This window comes from Pedobacter terrae (genome assembly GCF_036946585.1).
In the GTDB taxonomy this organism is placed as follows: Bacteria; Bacteroidota; Bacteroidia; order Sphingobacteriales; family Sphingobacteriaceae; genus Pedobacter; species Pedobacter terrae_C.
This window is the reverse complement of the sequence record NZ_JAQIIV010000003.1, coordinates 145,352-165,879: the sequence shown is the minus strand read 5'-3', so window position 1 is coordinate 165,879 and position 20,528 is coordinate 145,352. Positions and strand designations below refer to the sequence as shown.

Sequence of the window (20,528 nt, the reverse complement as noted above, 5' to 3'; positions counted from 1 at the left end):
GCAATTTAACATTTTCAAAAAGCGAGATGTGACTCCTGCTAGAATTTTTTGTAACAGTAATATAATAATTGATTTCGCTTTGCGCTTTCAGCTTTGGTCTTCCCCTCTTCTAGCTTTAGTCTTTCCACTTTTTGTTTAAAACCATTTCCTTACATTTTACTGAAAAAACGGACTAAATAATATGGTTTTAGATTTGAATTCCAGTTCAATAATATTAGCTTTGCACAAAAAAATATTGATACATGAGCGTTTTAGTAAATAAAGATTCTAAGGTTATCGTTCAGGGTTTTACCGGAAACGAAGGAACTTACCACGCTGAGCAGATGCTGGCCTATGGTACAAACGTAGTTGGTGGTGTAACACCTGGCAAAGGTGGGCAATTACATTTAGAAAAGCCTGTTTTTAATACTGTTAAAGATGCCGTTGATCAAACGGGTGCAAATGTATCGATCATTTTTGTACCACCAGCTTTTGCGGCTGATGCCATTATGGAAGCTGCCGAAGGCGGTATTAAAGTTATCGTTTGTATTACTGAAGGTATCCCGACAAAGGATATGATTCAGGTTAAAGAATATATTGCAGATCGTGATGTGACGCTTATCGGTCCTAACTGTCCGGGTGTAATTACTGCTGACGAGGCTAAAATTGGTATCATGCCAGGTTTTATCTTCAAAAAAGGTCATGTAGGTGTGGTTTCTAAATCTGGAACGTTAACTTACGAAGCGGTAGACCAGGTGGTCAAAGCAGGTTTAGGTATTACTACTGCCATTGGTATTGGTGGCGACCCAATCATCGGAACACCAACGGTAGAAGCAGTAAAGTTATTAATGAACGATCCTGAAACACATGGTATCATCATGATTGGTGAAATTGGTGGCGGTATGGAAGCTGAAGCAGCCCGTTGGATCAAAGAACACGGTACTAAACCTGTTGTTGGTTTTATCGCTGGTCAAACTGCGCCTCCGGGACGTAGAATGGGCCATGCCGGAGCAATTGTTGGCGGTGCTGACGATACTGCAGCTGCAAAAATGAAAATCATGCGTGAGTGTGGCATCCGCGTAGTAGAAAGTCCTGCTGAAATCGGAGTTGCAATAGCTGAAGAATTAGCGAAATAAGATTTAGAAAATTTATTTATATGAAAAGCGTTTCGATTAATTTCGGGACGCTTTTTTGTTTGCACTTTTTCGATCACAAATGGAGAATAGGGAAGGTGTGCAACGCCAAGTTTATTAAAATAATTACCACGGAGACACAGAGGTTCACGGAAATAATAAAGGGAGAATATCGGAATTATCTTTAGATTAGTTCAAAATTATTATTATGAATTATGAGATAAGATAAGATAATTTTCCCTATAAAAATGAAACTGATTTAATTATTAATGCTGCTATCGCTGTTCATAAAGAACTTGGAAATGGTTTTTTAGAAATCGTCTACAAAGATGCGCTTTGTATTGAATTAGATGGTAGAGGCTATTTTTACGAGCGAGAAAAGTTTTATCCGGTTTATTATAAAAAGGTTTTATTGCCTCATAGCTTTTATGCTGATTTTGTAGTTTTTGATTCGCTTGTATTAGAGGTTAAGTCTAAAAATGGGATTGCCAATGAGGATCTGGCTCAAACTATTAATTATTTAAAATGCTCAGGTTGTACAGTAGGGCTAGTTTTAAATTTCGGTAAACCAACTTTAGAAATTCGACGTGTTGTTCTTTAAAGATTAGCTTCCGTGCGTTTCGTGTTTCCGTGGCAAAAAAAACTTTTGAAAATTTAAAAAGCTTTCCTATCCTTCAGTGGCAAACCAGCAATTCTGGAATGATGGCACCTTTAGCATCCAGATTTACCAATTCCCAACTGAAAACTCTCAACTGCCAACTGGATTATCATTCCTTTGTAAACACTAACACAAACCCTTAAACCAGTAAACCAAATTAACATCTATACCGTATATTGAAGTATGAAAACGATGTTAAATAAACTATTTTTGCTTTCAGCTGTTGTTTTAATTACCGGGCTTTCTGCCTGTGCACAAAAGCAGGATAAAAAAGAAACAAAACAGGCGATAGAAGCGACACAAATTATACCCAAGAAAAAGATGAATTGGAATCCATTAACTCCCGAAGAAGAAAGGGTAATTGTACATAAAGGTACCGAATATCCGGGCACAGGTAAATATGAGCATACTACAGATAAAGGAACTTATACCTGTAAACGTTGTAATGCTCCTCTATACCGCTCAGAAAGCAAATTCGATGCCCATTGTGGCTGGCCCGCTTTTGATGACGAAATTAAAGGTGCTGTTAAGCGAATTCCAGATGCGGATGGCTCCCGTACAGAAATTGTTTGTGCCAATTGTGGCGCGCATCTTGGTCACGTGTTTTTGGGCGAAGGATTTACCAATAAAGACACCCGTCATTGCGTAAATTCAATCTCTATGAACTTTGTGCCAGATCAAAAATAAGGTAGATGTAGGAGGGTTAGGTAAGGGCGTAAGGCAATAAGCTTTACGCCTTTTTTAATTCACAAAAATCAGCTGTTTTTCCACAAATTATTGATTATAAACTAAATGCTTATATTTGCAGGCTCGATAAAGAAAATTTAGCCTATGAAGTATCTGCTGTTATTAAGTTTTTGTTTCCTGTTTTTACAAGGTCAAGCGCAAAATTCAGGTTCATCAAATGAACCTGATAGTATCAAAAAAACAGTTCTCGCCACTTATTACCACAGAAAATTTGAAGGTCACCGCACCACCAGCGGAGCCAAATACCGGGCAAAAAAATTCACTGCTGCTCACCGTACGCTACCTATGGGTACTATGGTTAAGGTAACCAATCCCGATAACGGAAAATCGGTTGTGGTTAAAGTGAACGACCGTGGTCCATATTCTAAAAAACTCGCTATTGATCTGTCTGAACGGGCTGCAAAACAGATCGGTATCTACCGCAAAGGCATCGCTAAAGTAAGTCTCAGTTATACCGTTGAGTAATACGCTTTTTAGCTTCATTTAAAGTTCAAAATACTCCTAAAATTTAAGTTATTAACACTCATTTTCGTTTGTTATAGCCTTGAAAAGAAACGATTAGCTTTTTTTTCGCTTGAAAATGATATTGGGCTGATCGTTTTTCCCCAGTAATCAGGTGGGGTGTTAACAACTTTGGTTCACAAAAAATGGCCGCCGTATATATATTTGTTATAACAAAGTTTTTTAACTTCTTGCGCTTGGAAACAAATATAAAAGCTTAGTTTTTAGTTAATTGTAAGTAGATCTCTCAGATTATCATTCTAAATTTTCGCAACTAAAAGCTCAGTTGTTTGCCAGGTAATAGGGTTAGCACTTTCACAGCAGCGTTTTGATCAGGACATAACAATCATCATATTAAAATTGGTGGATGCATGTCTTTGTCGGCTCTGTAAAAAAAAATAAGATTTTAAAAACATCAGCGTATGGAACAGGAATTATTACTACAAGAAAACAAAGACCGGTTTGTGCTTTTGCCGATTAAGTATCCTAAAGTTTGGGAGATGTATAAAAGAACAGAAGCTAGTTTCTGGACTGCCGAAGAAATCGACCTTTCAGATGACTTAAAGCATTGGGAGAACCTTAATGACGGTGAAAGGCATTTCATATCTCATATTTTAGCCTTTTTTGCAGCCAGTGACGGTATTGTAAACGAAAATCTTGCGGTAAACTTCATGAGTGAAGTTCAAATTCCGGAAGCGCGCTGTTTTTATGGTTTCCAGATCATGATGGAAAATATCCATTCAGAAACCTACGCCTTATTAATCGATACTTATATTAAAGATCCGGAAGAAAAGGATCGTTTGTTCCATGCTATTGATACGGTTCCGGCAGTAAAAAGAAAGGCTGAATGGGCTTTGCGCTGGATTGATAACGGAACTTTTGCAGAGCGTTTGGTGGCTTTTGCTGCGGTTGAAGGTATTTTCTTCAGCGGTAGTTTCTGTTCAATTTTCTGGTTAAAAAAACGCGGTTTAATGCCTGGCTTAACATTCAGTAACGAATTGATTTCAAGAGATGAGGGTTCTCACTGCGAATTTGCCTGTTTGTTGTATAGCATGTTAAGCAATAAATTGAGTGAAGAGCAGGTTCATGGCATTATCAGCGATGCAGTTGAAATTGAAAAAGAATTTATTACTGATGCATTGCCAGTTGCCCTGATTGGTATGAATGCAAAACTAATGAGTCAGTATATCGAATTTGTGGCCGATAGATGGTTACAGGAATTAGGGTACAAAAAAATATACAACGCAACCAATCCTTTCGATTTTATGGAAATGATCTCGTTACAGGGTAAAACCAATTTCTTCGAAAAACGTGTTGGCGACTATCAGAAAAGTGGTGTATTAACTGCTGCTGATAACAAAGCGCAGGCTTTTTCTTTAGATGAAGACTTCTAAGGTGGAAGGAGAGAAGGTTGAGGGTGAAAGGTTTAATCTTGATACTTGTTACCTGCTACTTGATACTAATTAATAAATAACAAAAATATAAAGGTGGATATTAAGTCTTGATACTTATTACCCGCTACTAAATATTAACTAAAAAATCTCATAAAATATGTTCGTACTAAAAAGAGATGGCCGGAAAGAACCGGTGCAATTTGACAAAATCACAGCACGTATTCAAAAGCTTTGCTATGGTTTAAATTCAGATCTTGTTGATCCGATTGACGTTGCCAAAAAGGTAATTGAAGGTTTATACGATGGTGTAACCACGTCGGAATTGGATAACCTTGCTGCAGAAACTGCTGCCTCGTTAACCACAAAACACCCTGATTATGCTTTGTTGGCCTCGCGTATTGCGGTTTCCAACTTACATAAAAACACCACTAAGTCATTCTCGGGTACGATGAAAATGTTGTACGAATATTTCGACCCGAAAGCGCAGAAAGAGGCTCCTCTTATCGCTGATGATATTTATGAGATCATTGAAAAAAACAAGGATATTTTAGATAGTTCAATCATTTACGACCGCGATTTTGGTTTCGATTATTTCGGTTTTAAAACTTTGGAAAAATCGTACCTGTTAAAAGTTAATGGTCAGATTGTAGAGCGCCCTCAACATTTGTTTATGCGCGTTTCTGTTGGTATCCATAAAGAAGATATCGAAAGTGCGATTAAAACCTATAACTTAATGAGCGAGCGTTGGTTTACACATGCTACACCAACCTTGTTCAATGCGGCTACACCAAAACCTCAAATGTCGTCATGTTTCTTGTTGACCATGCAGGATGACAGCATTGAAGGTATTTACGATACATTAAAGCAAACTGCTAAAATTTCACAAAGTGCTGGCGGTATCGGTTTAAGTATCCACAATATCCGTGCTACGGGATCATATATTGGCGGCACCAATGGTACGAGCAATGGAATTATCCCAATGTTACGCGTATTTAACGATACTGCCCGTTATGTAGATCAGGGTGGGGGTAAACGTAAAGGTGCTTTTGCCATTTATCTAGAGCCTTGGCATGCTGATGTTTTCGAATTTTTAGATCTTCGTAAAAACCACGGTAAAGAAGAAATGCGTGCGCGCGATTTATTCTATGCCCTTTGGATCAACGATTTGTTTATGCAACGCGTAAAAGATAATGGCGAATGGACGTTGTTCTGTCCACACGAAGCGCCAGGTTTAGCAGACTGTTTTGGCAAGGAATTCGAAGAATTGTATACTAAATACGAAGCAGAAGGCCGTGGCCGTAAAACCATTAAAGCACAGGAGCTTTGGTTTGCTATCTTGGATTCGCAAATTGAAACCGGTACACCTTATATGTTGTTTAAAGATGCAGCAAACAGCAAATCTAACCAACAGAACTTAGGTACCATTAAGAGTTCTAACTTATGTACCGAAATTATCGAGTACACCTCTAAAGATGAAGTTGCAGTTTGTAATTTAGCTTCATTGGCATTGCCTCGTTTCGTAATCAACGGTGCTTTTGATCACCAAAAATTATATGATGTAACTTATCAGGCTACATTAAACCTGAATAAAATCATCGATCATAACTACTATCCGGTTCAGGAAGCTGAAAACTCTAACATGCGCCATCGTCCGGTTGGTTTAGGTGTGCAAGGTTTGGCCGATGCCTTTATCCTGTTGCGTTTACCTTTCGAAAGCGATGAGGCCAAACGTTTGAACAAAGATATCTTCGAAACCATTTATTTCGCTTCGATGTCGGCTTCGCACGATTTGGCGGTGAAACATGGTCATTACCAAACATTTAAAGGTTCGCCATTATCTGAAGGTAAATTCCAGTTTGATCTATGGAACGTAACACCAGATAGTGGCCGTTGGGATTGGGAAACACTGCGTGAAAAAGTAGTTAAAGATGGTGTGTACAACTCATTATTGGTTGCTCCAATGCCTACCGCATCTACTTCACAGATTTTAGGTAACAATGAATGTTTTGAACCTTATACTTCTAATATTTATACACGCCGTGTATTAAGTGGAGAGTTTGTGGTTGTAAACAAACATTTATTAAAAGATTTAGTAGCTTTAGGTTTATGGAACAACGATATGAAAAACAAAATCATATTGGCAAATGGTTCAATCCAGGCTATTCCTGAAATTCCTGATTACATTAAAGAATTGTATAAAACCGTTTGGGAGATCAAGATGCGTAACATCATCGATATGGCTGCCGACCGTGGTGCCTATATATGCCAGTCGCAATCATTGAACTTGTTCGTAAACGCACCAAATACATCAAAATTAACATCAATGCATTTCTATGCATGGGAGAAAGGTTTAAAAACCGGCATGTATTATCTACGTACACAAGCAGCTTCTCAGGCAGTTAAATTTACAGTAGAGAATCAGGGAGGTAAAGCGATCGAGGCAGTTATTCCTGCCGAAATTCCACAAGATCAGGTAGCTGAAGAAATCATCACTGGTCCGGTTTGTACCATGGAAGAAGGTTGCATCAGCTGCTCTGGTTAAGCCTTAAATCCCCTAAAGGGCAATTTAAAGTGGTCGTCATGCTGAATTTAGTTCAGCATCTTTTCTAACAGATCCTGAAGCACCCGTCAGACTGGCCGGGCAGAAGTTCAGGATGACGAATCTAATCATATCGTAAGGTTTTGGGCAAACGTCCAAAACCTTATTTTTTGTTTATATTTTTGTATGCAATAGGTTTTACCTTAAACCTTATACCTCATGCCTTATACCTCAAGTCATAGCAAACACGAAATCATTCCATGCGAAAGATGCGGAAGCGCCATTGAATGTAAGGCAAATTCCTATACCAAATGCCAGTGTAGCGTGGTGCAACTCAGCATTAACGAAGTACAGTACATATCTGAACTCTACGATGGCTGTCTTTGTGCAAAATGCCTGTTTGAGTTACAGCAAGAGTATAGAGAAGAGATTGGAATTTAATTTTGCAGTCTTCTTCGCCAGTTCAAGGATTCAAAGTGGCTTTTAAATACCTGCTGTAATTAGCATGCTTTTAAGTAAAGTAACAGATATAATAAATACCGAGGTTTGAATTATTTTAACGCTTTACTATCTTTGCGAGGTGAATAAAGTTGTCCTTTTACTACTTTTCCCGGTACTCATTTTTAATACCTCTGTTCGGGAAGTGATTAAGGCGCCTCAACTTGTTCTTCACTTTTTACAGCATCACCAGCTAAACGCGGAACTCAGTTTTATTGACTTTCTTGAAATGCATTACCTGGGACATGATTTGGACGATCATGATGATGAAGAAGATATGAAACTTCCTTTCAAAAAGATCGATGGCCATCATATTATTTCGGTCGGCGTTCCAACAGAAAAATTTAGATTATTAAAAGCGGTGTGCTTAAATATTTATACCAGAAAAACTTTCGATTACACCAATTGTTACAGTAACCCTGCTTTCGGAAGCCTGTTTCGCCCACCCATTTTCATAGCTTAAAATTTCTATTTCAAATTTTATCAGAACCATTTTCCGATGGCTTCTGGATATGTCTGTTATTTTAAATTAAGTTATGATGTTAAATAAAATCATCGGTTTTTCCATCCGGAATAAACTGATCATTGCTTTGTTTGTATGCTCACTAATTGGCTGGGGTACTTACGAAGTTACCAAATTACCGATAGATGCACTTCCCGATATCACCGACAATCAGGTACAGGTCATTACCGTTTCTCCTTCATTGGGCGCACCAGATATTGAACGCCTTATCACGTTTCCTATTGAGCAGGCCTGTAGCAGTATTTCAGGTCTCAAGCAGATCAGGAGTTTTTCACGTTTCGGACTTTCTTTGGTTACCATTGTTTTCAATGAGGAAACCGATGTTTACTGGGCCAGGCAGCAGATTGCCGAGCGCTTGCAGCAAGTACAGCAAGAAATTCCACAAGGTATAGGTTCTCCTGAAATGGCGCCTGTTTCTACTGGTTTAGGTGAAATATATCAATATGTAGTTCGACCGAAAAAAGGCTATGAAGGCAAATTTAACGAACAGGAATTACGTACTATTCAGGATTGGATAGTGAGAAGACAGCTTTTGGGGACACCAGGAGTCGCCGAGGTATCCAGTTTCGGTGGCAGGTTGAAACAATATGAAGTTGCAGTAAGGCAAGACCAACTTAAAGCCTATGGACTTACCATTGCTGAAATATTTGATGCCCTCGAAAAAAACAATGAAAATACCGGTGGTGCATACATTGAAAAAGGACCAACTGTTTTGTATATCCGAAGCGAAGGATTAACAACCAGTCTGGCTGATATCGAAAAGATTGTGGTAAAAACGCTTGATAACGGAATGCCTGTTTTAATGGGCCAGGTTGCCAAAGTTCAATATGGCTCGGCAATACGTTATGGTGCTATGACCTATAATGCCCAGGGTGAGGTGGCAGGTGCCGTTGTCATGATGTTGAAAGGGGAAAATTCTTCTGTCGTAGTAAAACGGGTAAAGGATAAAATTGCGAAGATCCAAACCATGGTTCCCGATGGTGTGGTGATCGAGCCCTTTTTAGATAGAACGAAAATGGTTGATAATGCCATTAGCACTGTAGAAACCAACTTAATGGAAGGTGCCCTGATCGTAATTTTTGTATTGGTGTTTTTCCTGGGGAACCTTCGTGCAGGTTTGATCGTATCTTCTGTAATTCCGCTATCCATGCTTTTTGCCATCATATTGATGAATAAGTTTGGCGTTGGCGGAAACCTGATGTCGCTTGGGGCGATCGATTTTGGTTTAATTGTAGATGGTTCTGTAATTGTGGTAGAGGCCATTCTTCACCGCTTCTCGCATAGTAAGCATTTTAGGGCCATCGGCAAAATAGATCAGAATCAGATGGACGATGAAGTAGAAAAATCAACGGGATCGATGATCAAATCGGCAGTATTTAGCCAGATCATCATTCTTATTGTTTATCTGCCCATTTTATCATTAGAAGGTATTGAGGGTAAAATGTTTAAACCCATGGCCTGGACCATTGCTTTTGCTATTCTTGGAGCCTTCCTTTTATCCATTACTTATGTTCCAATGATGTCGGCTTTGTGTCTCAATAAAACCATCAGTCACAAGAAAAATTTAACTGATAAGCTGATGGCATGGATAGAAAGAAAGTATCAGCCCATACTGAGTAAAGTGCTTCGTTTTCCCAAAACTATTCTGGTGCTTACACTTTCGTTATTCGCCATTTCCATTTTCATTATGGGTACGCTGGGCGGAGAGTTTATTCCACAGCTAGAAGAAGGGGATTTTGCAGTTGAAACCCGTTTACTTACGGGAAGTAACCTGAACAATACAATTGAAACTACACAAAAAGCCTCGAAAATTCTGTTGGATAAGTTTCCTGAGGTGCAAAAAATAGTAACCAAAATAGGTAGTGCCGAAGTGCCAACCGATCCTATGCCTTTTGAAGCAGGGGATATGATGGTGATTTTAAAACCGAAGAAAGAGTGGACTTCTGCCAAATCATTTCCAGAGTTGAGCGCTAAAATGACCAAAGCCGTTGAAGTGATTCCTGGCATTACGGTAGGTTTCCAATTTCCGGTGCAAATGAGGTTTAACGAGTTGATGACGGGTGCAAGGCAAGATGTGGTTTGTAAAATATTTGGAGAAGATCTGGATTCGCTGGCCATTTATGCAAAACGTTTAGGGGACATAATCGGTACAGTTAAAGGTGCCATAAATGTTTACGAAGAACAAGTTACAGGAATGCCGCAGGTGGTCATCAAATACAACCGAGATGGAATGGCTAAATATGGGATAAACGTTGGTGATGTTAATCGGGTGGTGAATACTGCTTTCGCTGGTCAGGTAGCAGGTCAGGTTTATGAAGGGGAAAAACGTTTTGATATGGTGGTGAGGCTCGATGAAGCGGCCAGAAAAAATATTAAAGACGTAGAAAATTTGATGGTCTTAACCAGGTCGGGTAATCAGGTCCCTTTAAGTATGGTTGCCAATATAGAAGAGGTGGAAGGTGTTAATCAAATTCAAAGAGAAGATACCAAACGCAGGATAATTGTTGGGTTTAATGTTAAGGATCGGGATGTACAGTCTATTGTAGAAGAATTACAGCAGAAAGCAGGGGCAAAACTTAACTTATCTAAGGGCTACACCATCTCGTATGGCGGCTCTTTTGAAAACATGACAGCAGCAAAATCACGCTTGGCAATTGTGGTACCAATTGCATTACTGCTCATTTTCTTACTCCTGTACTTTGCCTTCAGTTCAGTTAAACAGGGCCTTTTAATTTATACCGCCATTCCGCTTTCTGCAACAGGTGGCATATTTGCCTTGTGGATCAGAGATCTTCCGTTCAGTATTTCTGCAGGAGTTGGTTTTATCGCCCTTTTCGGAGTAGCCGTATTAAATGGAATTTTACTGGTTTCAGAATTTAACCGGTTAAAAAAAGAGGGCTGGACGGATGTAAAACGCATCGTCATTCATGCTACAAAATCAAAGCTTCGTGCCGTTTTAATGACAGCATTAGTCCCATCATTAGGTTTTATCCCGATGGCCATCAGTACCGGGGCGGGTGGTGCAGTTCAAAAACCGCTTGCAACGGTAGTTATTGGCGGTTTATTAATCTCTACCTTATTAACATTATTCGTATTACCTATGTTATATATTCTATTTGAAAAGGGCTTCTCGTATTTCAAACCGAAAATTAAACCAGCTATCATTGCGATAATCTTATTTTTTGTTGCTTTAAATGTAAATGCTCAACAGCAAATCGGTTTAAAAGCAGCATTGGATACGGCGGTTAAAAACAACCTATCGTTGCAGATTGCGAAAACAAATGCTCAATATTATCAGCAAATCACTAAAAGTAGCTTTGATGTGCCAAAAACAGCAGTCAGTTTCGATTATGGCAAATTCAATAGCCTGGCGAATGATAATAAAATTTCTGTAGTACAAACACTTGATTTTCCAACGGTGTACGCAAGGCAATTTGCTACCCATAAAACGAATTTGCGTATCAGCGAGATTGAAGTTGATGCCCGCCGGCTCGATTTGAAAACCGAAGTTAAATCAGCATACTATAATCTTTTATTGATAAATGAAAAACAGAAATTATTGCTTTGGGCCGACAGCGTTTATAGTGCATTTCTGGATAAATCCAATCAACGGTTTAAATCAGGTGATGTTGATCTGCTGGAACTTCGAACTGCAGAAAATCAAAAGCAACAAATTAACAATCAACTCGAGTTGCTTAAAACAGATGCTGTATTGATGCAAAACAGGTTTAAGTTTTTATTAAATACCGATGAAAATCTGCAGCCTATCGCTGATAGCCTACTTTATTCCACTGAAGTTTTATTTGATCGGGAACAAGTTAAACACCCTTTGCTAAAATTGGGAGAAGAACAATTGGTGTTGGCCAGACAACAAAAGGCACTCGAAAAAAGTAAATTGATGCCCACCCTTAGTTTCGGTTATAACAACTCAAGTATTATTGGTTGGCAAACCAACAGTATTGGGGCAGAGCAATATTTCGACAAAAGCAAAAGGTTTTCGTCAGTTAGTGTTGGTGTTGGAATTCCGATTTTTTTCGGCGCACAAAATTCCCGTATTAAAGCCAATGGTATTTTAATACAACAACGTGAAAAAGAATTAGCGTTAACTAAAAAAACGCTGGATAATAACTTAACAAGTGCTGTTGAACGTTATACCCGACTTGAAAAACGGATCCATTCGTACCAGAAAATTGCATTAAGAAATGCTGGTGATATTGTTAAAACAGCATCTGATAAACTTAGTGCTGGCGAAATTGCCTATCTGGATTGGGTACTCCTGGTTAACCAGTCTATACAACTTAAAGTAGAATATTATGATAAAGTGCAGCAATTTAACGAAGCTGCTTTTGAAATTGAACGTATTACAGCCACCGATAAATAAGATAAAATGAAAACTCAAATATTAGCAGGATTAGTTTGCTTGTCTCTTTTGATGGCTTGCAACAATAAAGATAAAAAAGAAGTTGTACAGACAGAAAAACCCGCAACTGTAAATACAGATGAGGTGCAACTTACAGATGAACAAGCAAAAAATGCTGGGATTTTAACCGGTAAAATAATACAAAAAACCATGCATAGTGTCATTAATGTTAACGGTGTTGTAGATGTACCCCCAGAAAACAGCTATTCTGTAAGTGTGCCTATGGGCGGTTATATCAAGAAAATGATTATCATGCCCGGAATGTTGGTTAAAAAAGGGACAGTGTTAGCAACCGTTGAAGATCAGCAGTACATTCAACTACAGCAAGATTATCTAACTTCTCAAAACAGACTGAAGTTTTTGGCGACTGATTATACCAGGCAAAAGGGATTAAACCAAACAAAGGCAACAAGCGATAAAATCTTTCAGCAAACTGAGAGCGATTATAACAACCAAAAAGTGTTGGTCAAAGCACTTGCTCAAAAACTGAGGCTAATTGGCATTAATCCTGAAACTTTAAATGAAAATTCGATAACCCGTACTATCAAAATTTATTCGCCCATTGGAGGTTATGTTACCAAGGTTAATGTAAATACGGGCAAATTTGTAAATGCAACTGATATTTTATTTGAATTGATTGGTTCTGGGGAGTTACACGCAAACCTCACTGTATTTGAAAAAGATGCAGCCAGTTTGAAAAAAGGGCAAGAGGTTATCTGCAGTTCAACGATGAATCCTGAAAAAAAATATATCGCTAAAATACATCTGATTACGCCTAATATCGAAGACGACCGGACTACAACCGTGCATTGCGATATTCAAAATCCAGATCCTAAATTATTACCGGGCGCATTTCTAAATGCAGCGATTGCTGTTAGCAATCAAACAGTGAATGCCTTGCCGGAAGACGCCATAGTTAAATGGGAAAATAAATATTACATTTTTGAGGAAGCTGGCCATCAACGCTATCAAATGATTCCTGTTGAAATTGGGCCGACAATGGATGGCTTTATTGAAATTAAAACCAGTAAAAGGCTAGGTAATGTAGTGACAAAAAATGCTTATGCAATTTTAATGAAAATGAAAAACGGAGGAGAAGAAGGCGAATAAATATGAAATGATTTGAGAGTTGCGAGGAACTTTAAAATTAAATAAGACAATTGAAGCATGTTGTTTGCTCTTGTGAGCTCGAGTTTAACAAATTATCATCTTGAAAAGAAATGATCGAAGCTTATTTTAAATAACATTTACAATTTTATGCCGTTCTACTCTCAAACAAATAGTAACTTTGCAGCCTAATTTAGAATGACTGAAGTTTGAATGATGGAATGATTGGTAAATTCACTCATTCTACCATTCGCTCATCCAATAATTTGAAGAAATGAAGAAAGTAAAAGTTGGCTTAGTGCAGATGAGCTGTACTAAAGATAAGCAGGAAAATTTAGATAAAGCCATTGCGAAAGTAAGGGAAGCTGCTGCAAAAGGCGCGCAGATCGTGTGTTTGCAGGAGCTTTTCACTTCTTTGTATTTCTGCGATGTTGAAGATTACGATAACTTCGACCTGGCAGAAGCTATTCCAGGTCCATCAACTGATGCTTTGCAGGTAGTTGCGAAAGAATTGGGTGTAGTGATTATTGCTTCACTATTTGAAAAACGCGCTGAAGGTTTGTACCACAATACCACTGCTGTTTTAGATGCTGATGGTTCATACTTAGGTAAATACCGAAAAATGCATATTCCTGATGATCCCGCTTATTATGAAAAGTTTTATTTCACCCCTGGCGACTTAGGCTATAAGGTTTTCCAAACCAAATTTGCGAAGATCGGTATTTTAATCTGCTGGGATCAATGGTATCCGGAAGCATCACGCATTACTGCGCTAATGGGTGCCGATATCATGTTTTATCCAACAGCAATTGGTTGGGCTACTGATCAGGATGAGGAAACCAACCAGGATCAGTACAATGCCTGGCAAACCATTCAACGCTCGCACGCTGTCGCCAATGGTGTACCTGTTGTAAGTGTAAATAGAGTTGGCTTTGAACAAGATGGTGCCATGAAATTTTGGGGTGGAAGTTTTGCTACGAATGCTCAGGGTCGTTTGCTCTATTTAGCGTCACACGATCAGGAAGAAACGGAAGTAGTGGAACTGGATCTGGATCAGAGTGATTTCATGCGCAAGCACTGGCCGTTTTTGAGAGACAGAAGAATTGATTCTTATCAGCCAATTACAAAAAGGTATATTGATGGGGATTAGGCAAGTCAGAAGTCAGGAGACCGAGGTCGGAAGCCCAGGCTTATAATTGCAAATGGCAAAGGTTTGGTTTGAATTTTAAGAAGTCGTAATTTGTATAGATTTTAACAGATTATCTCAGAAAGATTTGATTTTGGAACTTTAACCTTTGACAACTTATGGCTTTTAAATTTGAGAAACTTAAAGTCTGGCAAAAAGCTTTAGACCTTGCAGATGAGATAGATAAAATGACAAAATTTTTTCCAAAAGAAGAGATTTATGTGCTAACATCTCAAGCGAAACGTGCTGCTGACTCCATTTCAATGAACATTGCCGAAGGAAGCACTGGCCAGAGTAACCCTGAATTTAAAAGATTTTTGGGTTATGCCCTAAGATCAGATATCGAGGTGGTGAATTGTTTGCACCTTGCCATAAGAAGAAATTATATAACAGAAGAGATTTTTCAAAAACATTATAAATCGTGTGAAGAGATTTTGGTTATGATTTCTGCTTTGATCAAATCGCTGAATTGATTCGGGGTTCGGTAGACCGAAGGCTGACGATAGCGGAGATTTATGATTTCACCAAATTGTCAGATCTCGTACACCCGACTTCGGACTTTATTAACACTAAATCATCGGACTTCGGACATCCGACTTTCGGACTTTTTATAACACTAAATCACCGGACCTCGGACATCCGACTTCGGACTACAACATATGTCAAATTTCCCTCCAAGAAAAGATTTAAATATCAATCAATTCGATTATTCTCCAAAGCAGCAAGGTTATGCCTTCCCAGCGGAGTGGGCCAAACATGAGGCTACCTGGTTAAGTTGGCCACATAAAGAAGCCAGTTGGCCTGGTAAGATCGAAACTATTTACGCTCCGTATTGCCAGTTTATTAAAGTGGTGGCCGAGGGCGAAAAAGTACGGATCAATGTAAAAGACGAAGAAATGAAAACTTTTGCCATTGCTGAACTTCAAAAAGTAGATGCCGATTTAACGCAAATTGAATTTTATTTTAACGAAACCAACGATGCCTGGTGCCGTGATCATGGGCCTGCATTTGTGCTTAATGGCAATGAAAAAGCAGTTATAGATTGGGGTTACAATGCCTGGGGCGGTAAATACCCGCCATTTGATCTGGATGATGTTGTGCCAACTAAAATTGCAAAACATTTCAATTTACCTTTATTCAATCCTGATATTGTAATGGAAGGTGGTTCGGTAGAGTTTAATGGCGCTGGTACAGTTTTAACCACTACAGCCTGTTTGTTAAATGAGAACAGAAACCCACATCTAAGCAAAGAGCAGATTGAAAAATACTTGATTGAGTATTATGGACAGGAACAAGTGTTATGGTTGGGAGATGGGATTGTAGGTGATGATACCGATGGCCACATTGACGATATTACCCGTTTTGTAAACGAGGATACTGTTTTAACTGTTGTAGAGAGTAATCCCTTGGATGAAAACTATGGGTTGCTACAGGAAAATTTAATTGCCCTAAAGGAAATGAAATTAAAAGATGGCAGGCCATTAAACATTGTTGAATTGCCTATGCCTTCACCCGTAATTTACGATGATACCCGTTTGCCGGCTTCTTATGCCAACTTCTACATCGCCAATTCAGCAGTAGTTGTTCCGGTTTTTGATGATGTGAACGACCAAAAAGCTCTAGATATCATCCAAGGTTGTTTTCCAGATCGTAAGGTAGTAGGAATCAATTCGATTGATATTATTTGGGGTTTGGGTAGTTTCCATTGCCTGAGCCAGCAGGAACCCGCCGTGTAAGTTTGGAGTTTGCAGTTTTGAGTTTGCAGTTGTTACTTATGCGGTAATCAAACAATTTAATAATATTTCGGTAGAGTTATTAACTTTACAACATTACAAACATTAAAACATTTCAACTTTACAACATTTCATAATGAAATTACTAGAAGGAAAAACAGCATTGATTACCGGCGCATCAAAAGGAATCGGTCGTAAAATAGCGGAGAAATTTGCAGAGCAGGGTGCTAATGTAGCATTCACCTATTTATCATCAGTAGAAAAAGGTCAGGCTTTAGCGCAGGAATTGCAAAGCTTTGGCACTAAAGTTAAAGGTTATCGTTCTGATGCGTCTAAATTTGATGAGGCTGAGCAATTGATCAATGATATCGTTGCAGAATTCGGCGGCATTGATGTTGTGGTAAATAATGCCGGTATTACCAAAGATGGTTTATTAATGAGGATGAGTGAGGAGAACTGGGATGATGTAATTAATGTGAATTTAAAGTCGATCTTTAATGTAACCAAGGCAGCTTCTAAAGTGATGATGAAAGCACGGAAAGGTGTTTTCATTAATATGAGTTCGGTAGTTGGCGTTTCAGGTAATGCTGGTCAGGCTAATTACGCCGCTTCAAAAGCGGGTATTATTGGTTTTACTAAATCAGTTGCAAGAGAATTGGGATCGAGAAATATCCGTGCAAATGTAGTCGCGCCAGGTTTTATCCGTACCGAAATGACCGAGGTTTTAGATCCTAAGGTAGTTGAAGGCTGGGAAAAAGATATTCCGTTAAAACGTGCTGGCGAGACCGAAGATATCGCTAATGTTTGCGTTTTCCTGGCGTCTGATATGAGTGCTTACGTAACCGGACAAACTTTATCGGTTTGCGGCGGAATGCTGTAAGAAAGGTTGAAGGTGTGAAGGCTTAAGGTGGAGGGTTTTCTTTCCGGTTTTATATAATATAAAGAAGTCAAGTTTTAATGGCCAGTGTGCGATGGAAAACTTGACTTCTTTGGTTACTTTACAAGGTATTGTCCTTTAACCTCAACAATATCCGGCTGGGTTTTATTTTGCTCAAAAGCTAAATAGCCAGGCTGCAAGGATTTCCAGAAGCTGGCCTGATCCGGAAACTTCTTAGTATATTTCTTTAAATTCCTATCCGTCATTCTGAAAGGATAGATGTTTACTGGAATCGTTTCCTGGCCTGCATTTCGCGCTTCAACGCCTAAAATATATACTTCCTTAATTTTCTCGTCCGTTAGCGGAATGCATCCAACCGAAACACAATCTCCATGGATGTAAATATCACTTCCAGGTTTTCGATCCTTTCCCGTTCTAGCATCATCAACCGTGTTAGGATAATTTATTCCCATTGATAGATAAAATTTGCTCATCGGGTTAAAAACGTTAATGTAGTAGAAACCTTCAGGTGTTTGTCCGTCGCCTTCCATTACTTTGGGCCCCAGTGTGCCCGAATGTGCGCAAAAATCATAAGTACGGAACAATTTATAACATTTATCAGCATTTGCCTTTAGCCAAATTTCCAGTTTACCTTCACTTTTATAAGCATTAATCACCATCGAAAATTGATCGCCAAAACCATCAGCCTGGATAAATTTCTTTAATGTTTCCCATTTTTCACTGTAGGCTTTTTCTACTCTTTCAAACTGGATTTGACTGGCTTTGAAATTATTTTGGGCATTGACCATGAGGCTTAAAGATAACAGAGATGTTAAAGCGATTAATTTCATAAAGATTGATTTGGGTTAAAAGTAAGTATTCAATCACAGAGGCCATAGAGATTTTTTGTTGTTTAGCACAGAGATCACGGAGCGGTCGAATTTAATACTTTAAACTTTGTGTTACTCTGTGCAATTTCTTTGTGTATTCTGTTGTAAACAAATTTGAGTTTTAGTACATGCATAAATTCTTTGCATAGTTCGCGGTTAAAGCCTTGAAAATACCATCAAATTTACCATCTTTATGAATTATGAATGGTTTTTTTTTCAGGTACTGCTATTTTATCTTTTCTGGGTTGCCTTGCGTTAGGCGTGCTGTATGCCTGGTTGCTTTACCGTGGTAACAAAAATCTGGATAGAAAACTCCATTATGGTTTAACGGCATTGCGGATCATAGTAGTGACAACAATTGCCTGGTTGATATTCGCACCACTCATTAAAACTTTAAACTATACTTTAGATAAACCTGTAATTATCATCGGACAGGATAATTCCCTATCCGCTGGTCAGATTAAAGCGGCTGGTTTTGACCAGAAACTTTACGAACAAAACCTTGAAAAATTACGGGATAAGTTGGCAGGCAAATACGAGGTAAAAACGCTTCACTTTGGCGAACAGGTTGCTGACGGCTTCGACTTTAAAAACCAGGGGAAATTAACAGACGCCTCAGCATTTTTTCAGAAAATCAGAGATGAATATATCAACCGCAATGTGGGGGCAGTTGTTTTAGCTACCGACGGGATTTTTAATCATGGCGGCAACCCCTTATATAGTGTCAATCAGATCAATGCACCAATTTACACCATTGCCCTTGGTGATAGTATTCCCAAACGCGATGTGCTGATCTCGAATGTGAATTACAATAACATTGTATACCTGGATGATGATTTTACGGTCGAAGTTCAGGTTCAGGCCTTTCAAAGCGATGGTGAAAGTACTTTATTAATGGTCAGCCAAAATGGTACGAAGATAGCGCAACAGAGCGTGTTGTTTAAGGGAACTTCCTTTGTTAAAACCGTACCAATAAAAATCCATGCGGGCAAAATTGGTGTTCAGAAGTATACCATTCAATTAGGTACTTTACCAAATGAAATTACGGCCAGAAATAATACGCAGACGTTTTATGTAGAAGTTATTGACGGCAGGCAGAAGGTATTGGTCGCTGCTGCTGCGCCTCATCCCGATCTGGGCGTTTTAAAGGAAGCTATTTCACTAAATAAACATTATGAAGCTAAACTGGCTCTCGCAGATGATATCAATGCAACAGATCCTTCTAAATTCGATTTAATTGTATTATATCAGTTACCCGATGTACAGCATATTTCTTCAGGCTTTTTAAAGAAATTATCGGGATTAAAGAAACCGATCTGGTACATTTTAGGGGCTCAGAGTAATGTAAATGCTTTTAATCAGATTCAAAATCAGGTCAATTTGAGTTCAGCCGATGGTTCTGTTCAAGAAGTATATGCCGATTTTGCAAACGGATTTACAAGTTTCAACCTGATCGATGAGTATAAAAAGCAGTTTTCATCTTTCGATCCCTTGCTGAGTCCTTTTGGCAGGTTAACAGTAAATACAGGGATTATTCCGGTTTTTAACCAACGCATTGGTAAGGTGCGTACGCAGCAGCCATTGTTGTTTTTTGCGAATGAAAACGGCTTAAAAAATGGTTACTTAATGGGCGAGGGGTTGTGGCGATGGAAACTTGCGGAGGCAGAAAATGAAGCCCCCCAATCTGTTTTAAACGATCTGATCTCAAAAACCGTTCAATACCTTTCGGTTAAAGACGATAAACGCAGGTTTAAAGTGTATACTGCTAAAGCAGCTTACGATGAAAATGAAAGCATCCAGTTTAATGCAACTCTTTATAACGAAAGTTATCAGGCAGTTAATGAGCCAGAGGTGAATTTGCAGGTTAAAAATGAAGCTGGAAAGTTGTTCAGTTATACTTTCTCTAAAACAGAAACGACTTATCAGCTAGATGCAGGTGCCATGCCTGCTGGCAATTATTCATATGTTGCCAATACAGAACTGGGTGGAAAGAAATACATGGCTTCCGGGAGTTTCTATGTAAATGCGCTAATTGCTGAATACCAACAGACAACCGCCAATCACCAGCTTTTAAATACCATGTCCAAACAAAGCAATGGTAAATTGTTTATGCCTGAAAACCTGCTAGCAATAGCCGATGAAATCCTGGAAAATGAGAACATCAAAACCATCAGCTATGAAGATCGGAAATATGATGAACTGATCAATATGAAATGGTTGTTTGCTTTAATGATGATCTTGCTTGGCACAGAGTGGTTTTTAAGGAAAAGGAATGGGGAGCTTTAAGTTGGGAGCTGGGTGTTGTGAGTTTGGAGACTCATAACTCCGAACTGAAAACTCCAA

15 protein-coding genes and 1 pseudogene are annotated in these 20,528 nt (G+C 38.8%); 15 read left to right on the top strand and 1 reads right to left on the bottom strand.

Annotation, left to right across the window (positions count from 1 at the left end; translation table 11 throughout):
- The first annotated feature begins 242 nt into the window (after positions 1 to 242).
- From sucD to fabG, 14 genes and pseudogenes are all read left to right on the top strand, one after another.
- Entirely contained in the window at positions 243 to 1,115 is an 873-nt protein-coding gene (gene sucD / locus PGN18_RS05745) for a succinate--CoA ligase subunit alpha (protein ID WP_293788988.1), read from the top strand.
- 256 nt (positions 1,116 to 1,371) lie between these two features.
- Positions 1,372 to 1,713 (top strand): annotated as a pseudogene (locus PGN18_RS22345) (GxxExxY protein); the annotation flags it as partial.
- Between the two features lie 240 nt (positions 1,714 to 1,953).
- Positions 1,954 to 2,457, top strand: a complete 504-nt coding sequence (locus PGN18_RS05740; protein WP_335318441.1) for a methionine-R-sulfoxide reductase — start codon at positions 1,954 to 1,956, stop codon at positions 2,455 to 2,457.
- Between the two features lie 144 nt (positions 2,458 to 2,601).
- The gene (locus PGN18_RS05735) at positions 2,602 to 2,982 is read left to right on the top strand and encodes a septal ring lytic transglycosylase RlpA family protein (RefSeq protein ID WP_335318440.1); all 381 of its coding nucleotides are present in this window, start codon (positions 2,602 to 2,604) and stop codon (positions 2,980 to 2,982) included.
- A 458-nt stretch (positions 2,983 to 3,440) separates the two neighbouring features.
- Complete coding sequence (locus PGN18_RS05730) at positions 3,441 to 4,412, top strand: ribonucleoside-diphosphate reductase small subunit (protein ID WP_090771670.1); 972 nt, start codon at positions 3,441 to 3,443, stop codon at positions 4,410 to 4,412.
- 157 nt (positions 4,413 to 4,569) lie between these two features.
- Positions 4,570 to 6,954 (top strand): ribonucleoside-diphosphate reductase subunit alpha, encoded by a 2,385-nt coding sequence (locus PGN18_RS05725; protein ID WP_335318437.1) that lies wholly within the window; start codon positions 4,570 to 4,572, stop codon positions 6,952 to 6,954.
- 216 nt (positions 6,955 to 7,170) lie between these two features.
- Positions 7,171 to 7,392 carry a cysteine-rich CWC family protein gene (locus tag PGN18_RS05720; RefSeq protein ID WP_335318435.1) on the top strand — a complete coding sequence of 74 codons (222 nt, stop codon included), beginning with the start codon at positions 7,171 to 7,173 and terminating at the stop codon, positions 7,390 to 7,392.
- A 139-nt stretch (positions 7,393 to 7,531) separates the two neighbouring features.
- Entirely contained in the window at positions 7,532 to 7,912 is a 381-nt protein-coding gene (locus tag PGN18_RS05715) for a hypothetical protein (RefSeq protein WP_335318434.1), read from the top strand.
- Between the two features lie 73 nt (positions 7,913 to 7,985).
- Positions 7,986 to 12,353, top strand: a complete 4,368-nt coding sequence (locus PGN18_RS05710; RefSeq protein ID WP_335318433.1) for a CusA/CzcA family heavy metal efflux RND transporter — start codon at positions 7,986 to 7,988, stop codon at positions 12,351 to 12,353.
- A gap of 6 nt (positions 12,354 to 12,359) precedes the next feature.
- A complete protein-coding gene (locus PGN18_RS05705; protein WP_335318432.1) occupies positions 12,360 to 13,502 on the top strand; it encodes an efflux RND transporter periplasmic adaptor subunit in 1,143 nt (380 codons plus the stop codon).
- A gap of 271 nt (positions 13,503 to 13,773) precedes the next feature.
- Positions 13,774 to 14,649 (top strand): carbon-nitrogen hydrolase, encoded by an 876-nt coding sequence (locus tag PGN18_RS05700; protein WP_335318431.1) that lies wholly within the window; start codon positions 13,774 to 13,776, stop codon positions 14,647 to 14,649.
- A 155-nt stretch (positions 14,650 to 14,804) separates the two neighbouring features.
- Complete coding sequence (locus PGN18_RS05695; RefSeq protein ID WP_335318430.1) at positions 14,805 to 15,158, top strand: four helix bundle protein; 354 nt, start codon at positions 14,805 to 14,807, stop codon at positions 15,156 to 15,158.
- A gap of 186 nt (positions 15,159 to 15,344) precedes the next feature.
- Positions 15,345 to 16,421, top strand: coding sequence for an agmatine deiminase family protein (locus PGN18_RS05690; RefSeq protein WP_335318429.1), 1,077 nt, complete (start codon positions 15,345 to 15,347; stop codon positions 16,419 to 16,421).
- Positions 16,422 to 16,554: 133 nt separating this feature from the next.
- Entirely contained in the window at positions 16,555 to 17,298 is a 744-nt protein-coding gene (gene fabG, locus PGN18_RS05685) for a 3-oxoacyl-[acyl-carrier-protein] reductase (RefSeq protein WP_335318428.1), read from the top strand.
- A 113-nt stretch (positions 17,299 to 17,411) separates the two neighbouring features.
- Here fabG and PGN18_RS05680 read toward each other — a convergent pair whose 3' ends face one another.
- Complete coding sequence (locus tag PGN18_RS05680; RefSeq protein WP_335318426.1) at positions 17,412 to 18,146, bottom strand: L,D-transpeptidase family protein; 735 nt, start codon at positions 18,144 to 18,146, stop codon at positions 17,412 to 17,414.
- Between the two features lie 243 nt (positions 18,147 to 18,389).
- On the opposite strand from PGN18_RS05680, the gene PGN18_RS05675 reads away from it, so the two are divergent.
- Positions 18,390 to 20,471: a hypothetical protein gene (locus PGN18_RS05675; RefSeq protein ID WP_335318424.1), complete on the top strand. Its 2,082-nt coding sequence runs from the start codon at positions 18,390 to 18,392 to the stop codon at positions 20,469 to 20,471.
- The last annotated feature ends 57 nt before the right edge of the window (positions 20,472 to 20,528 follow it).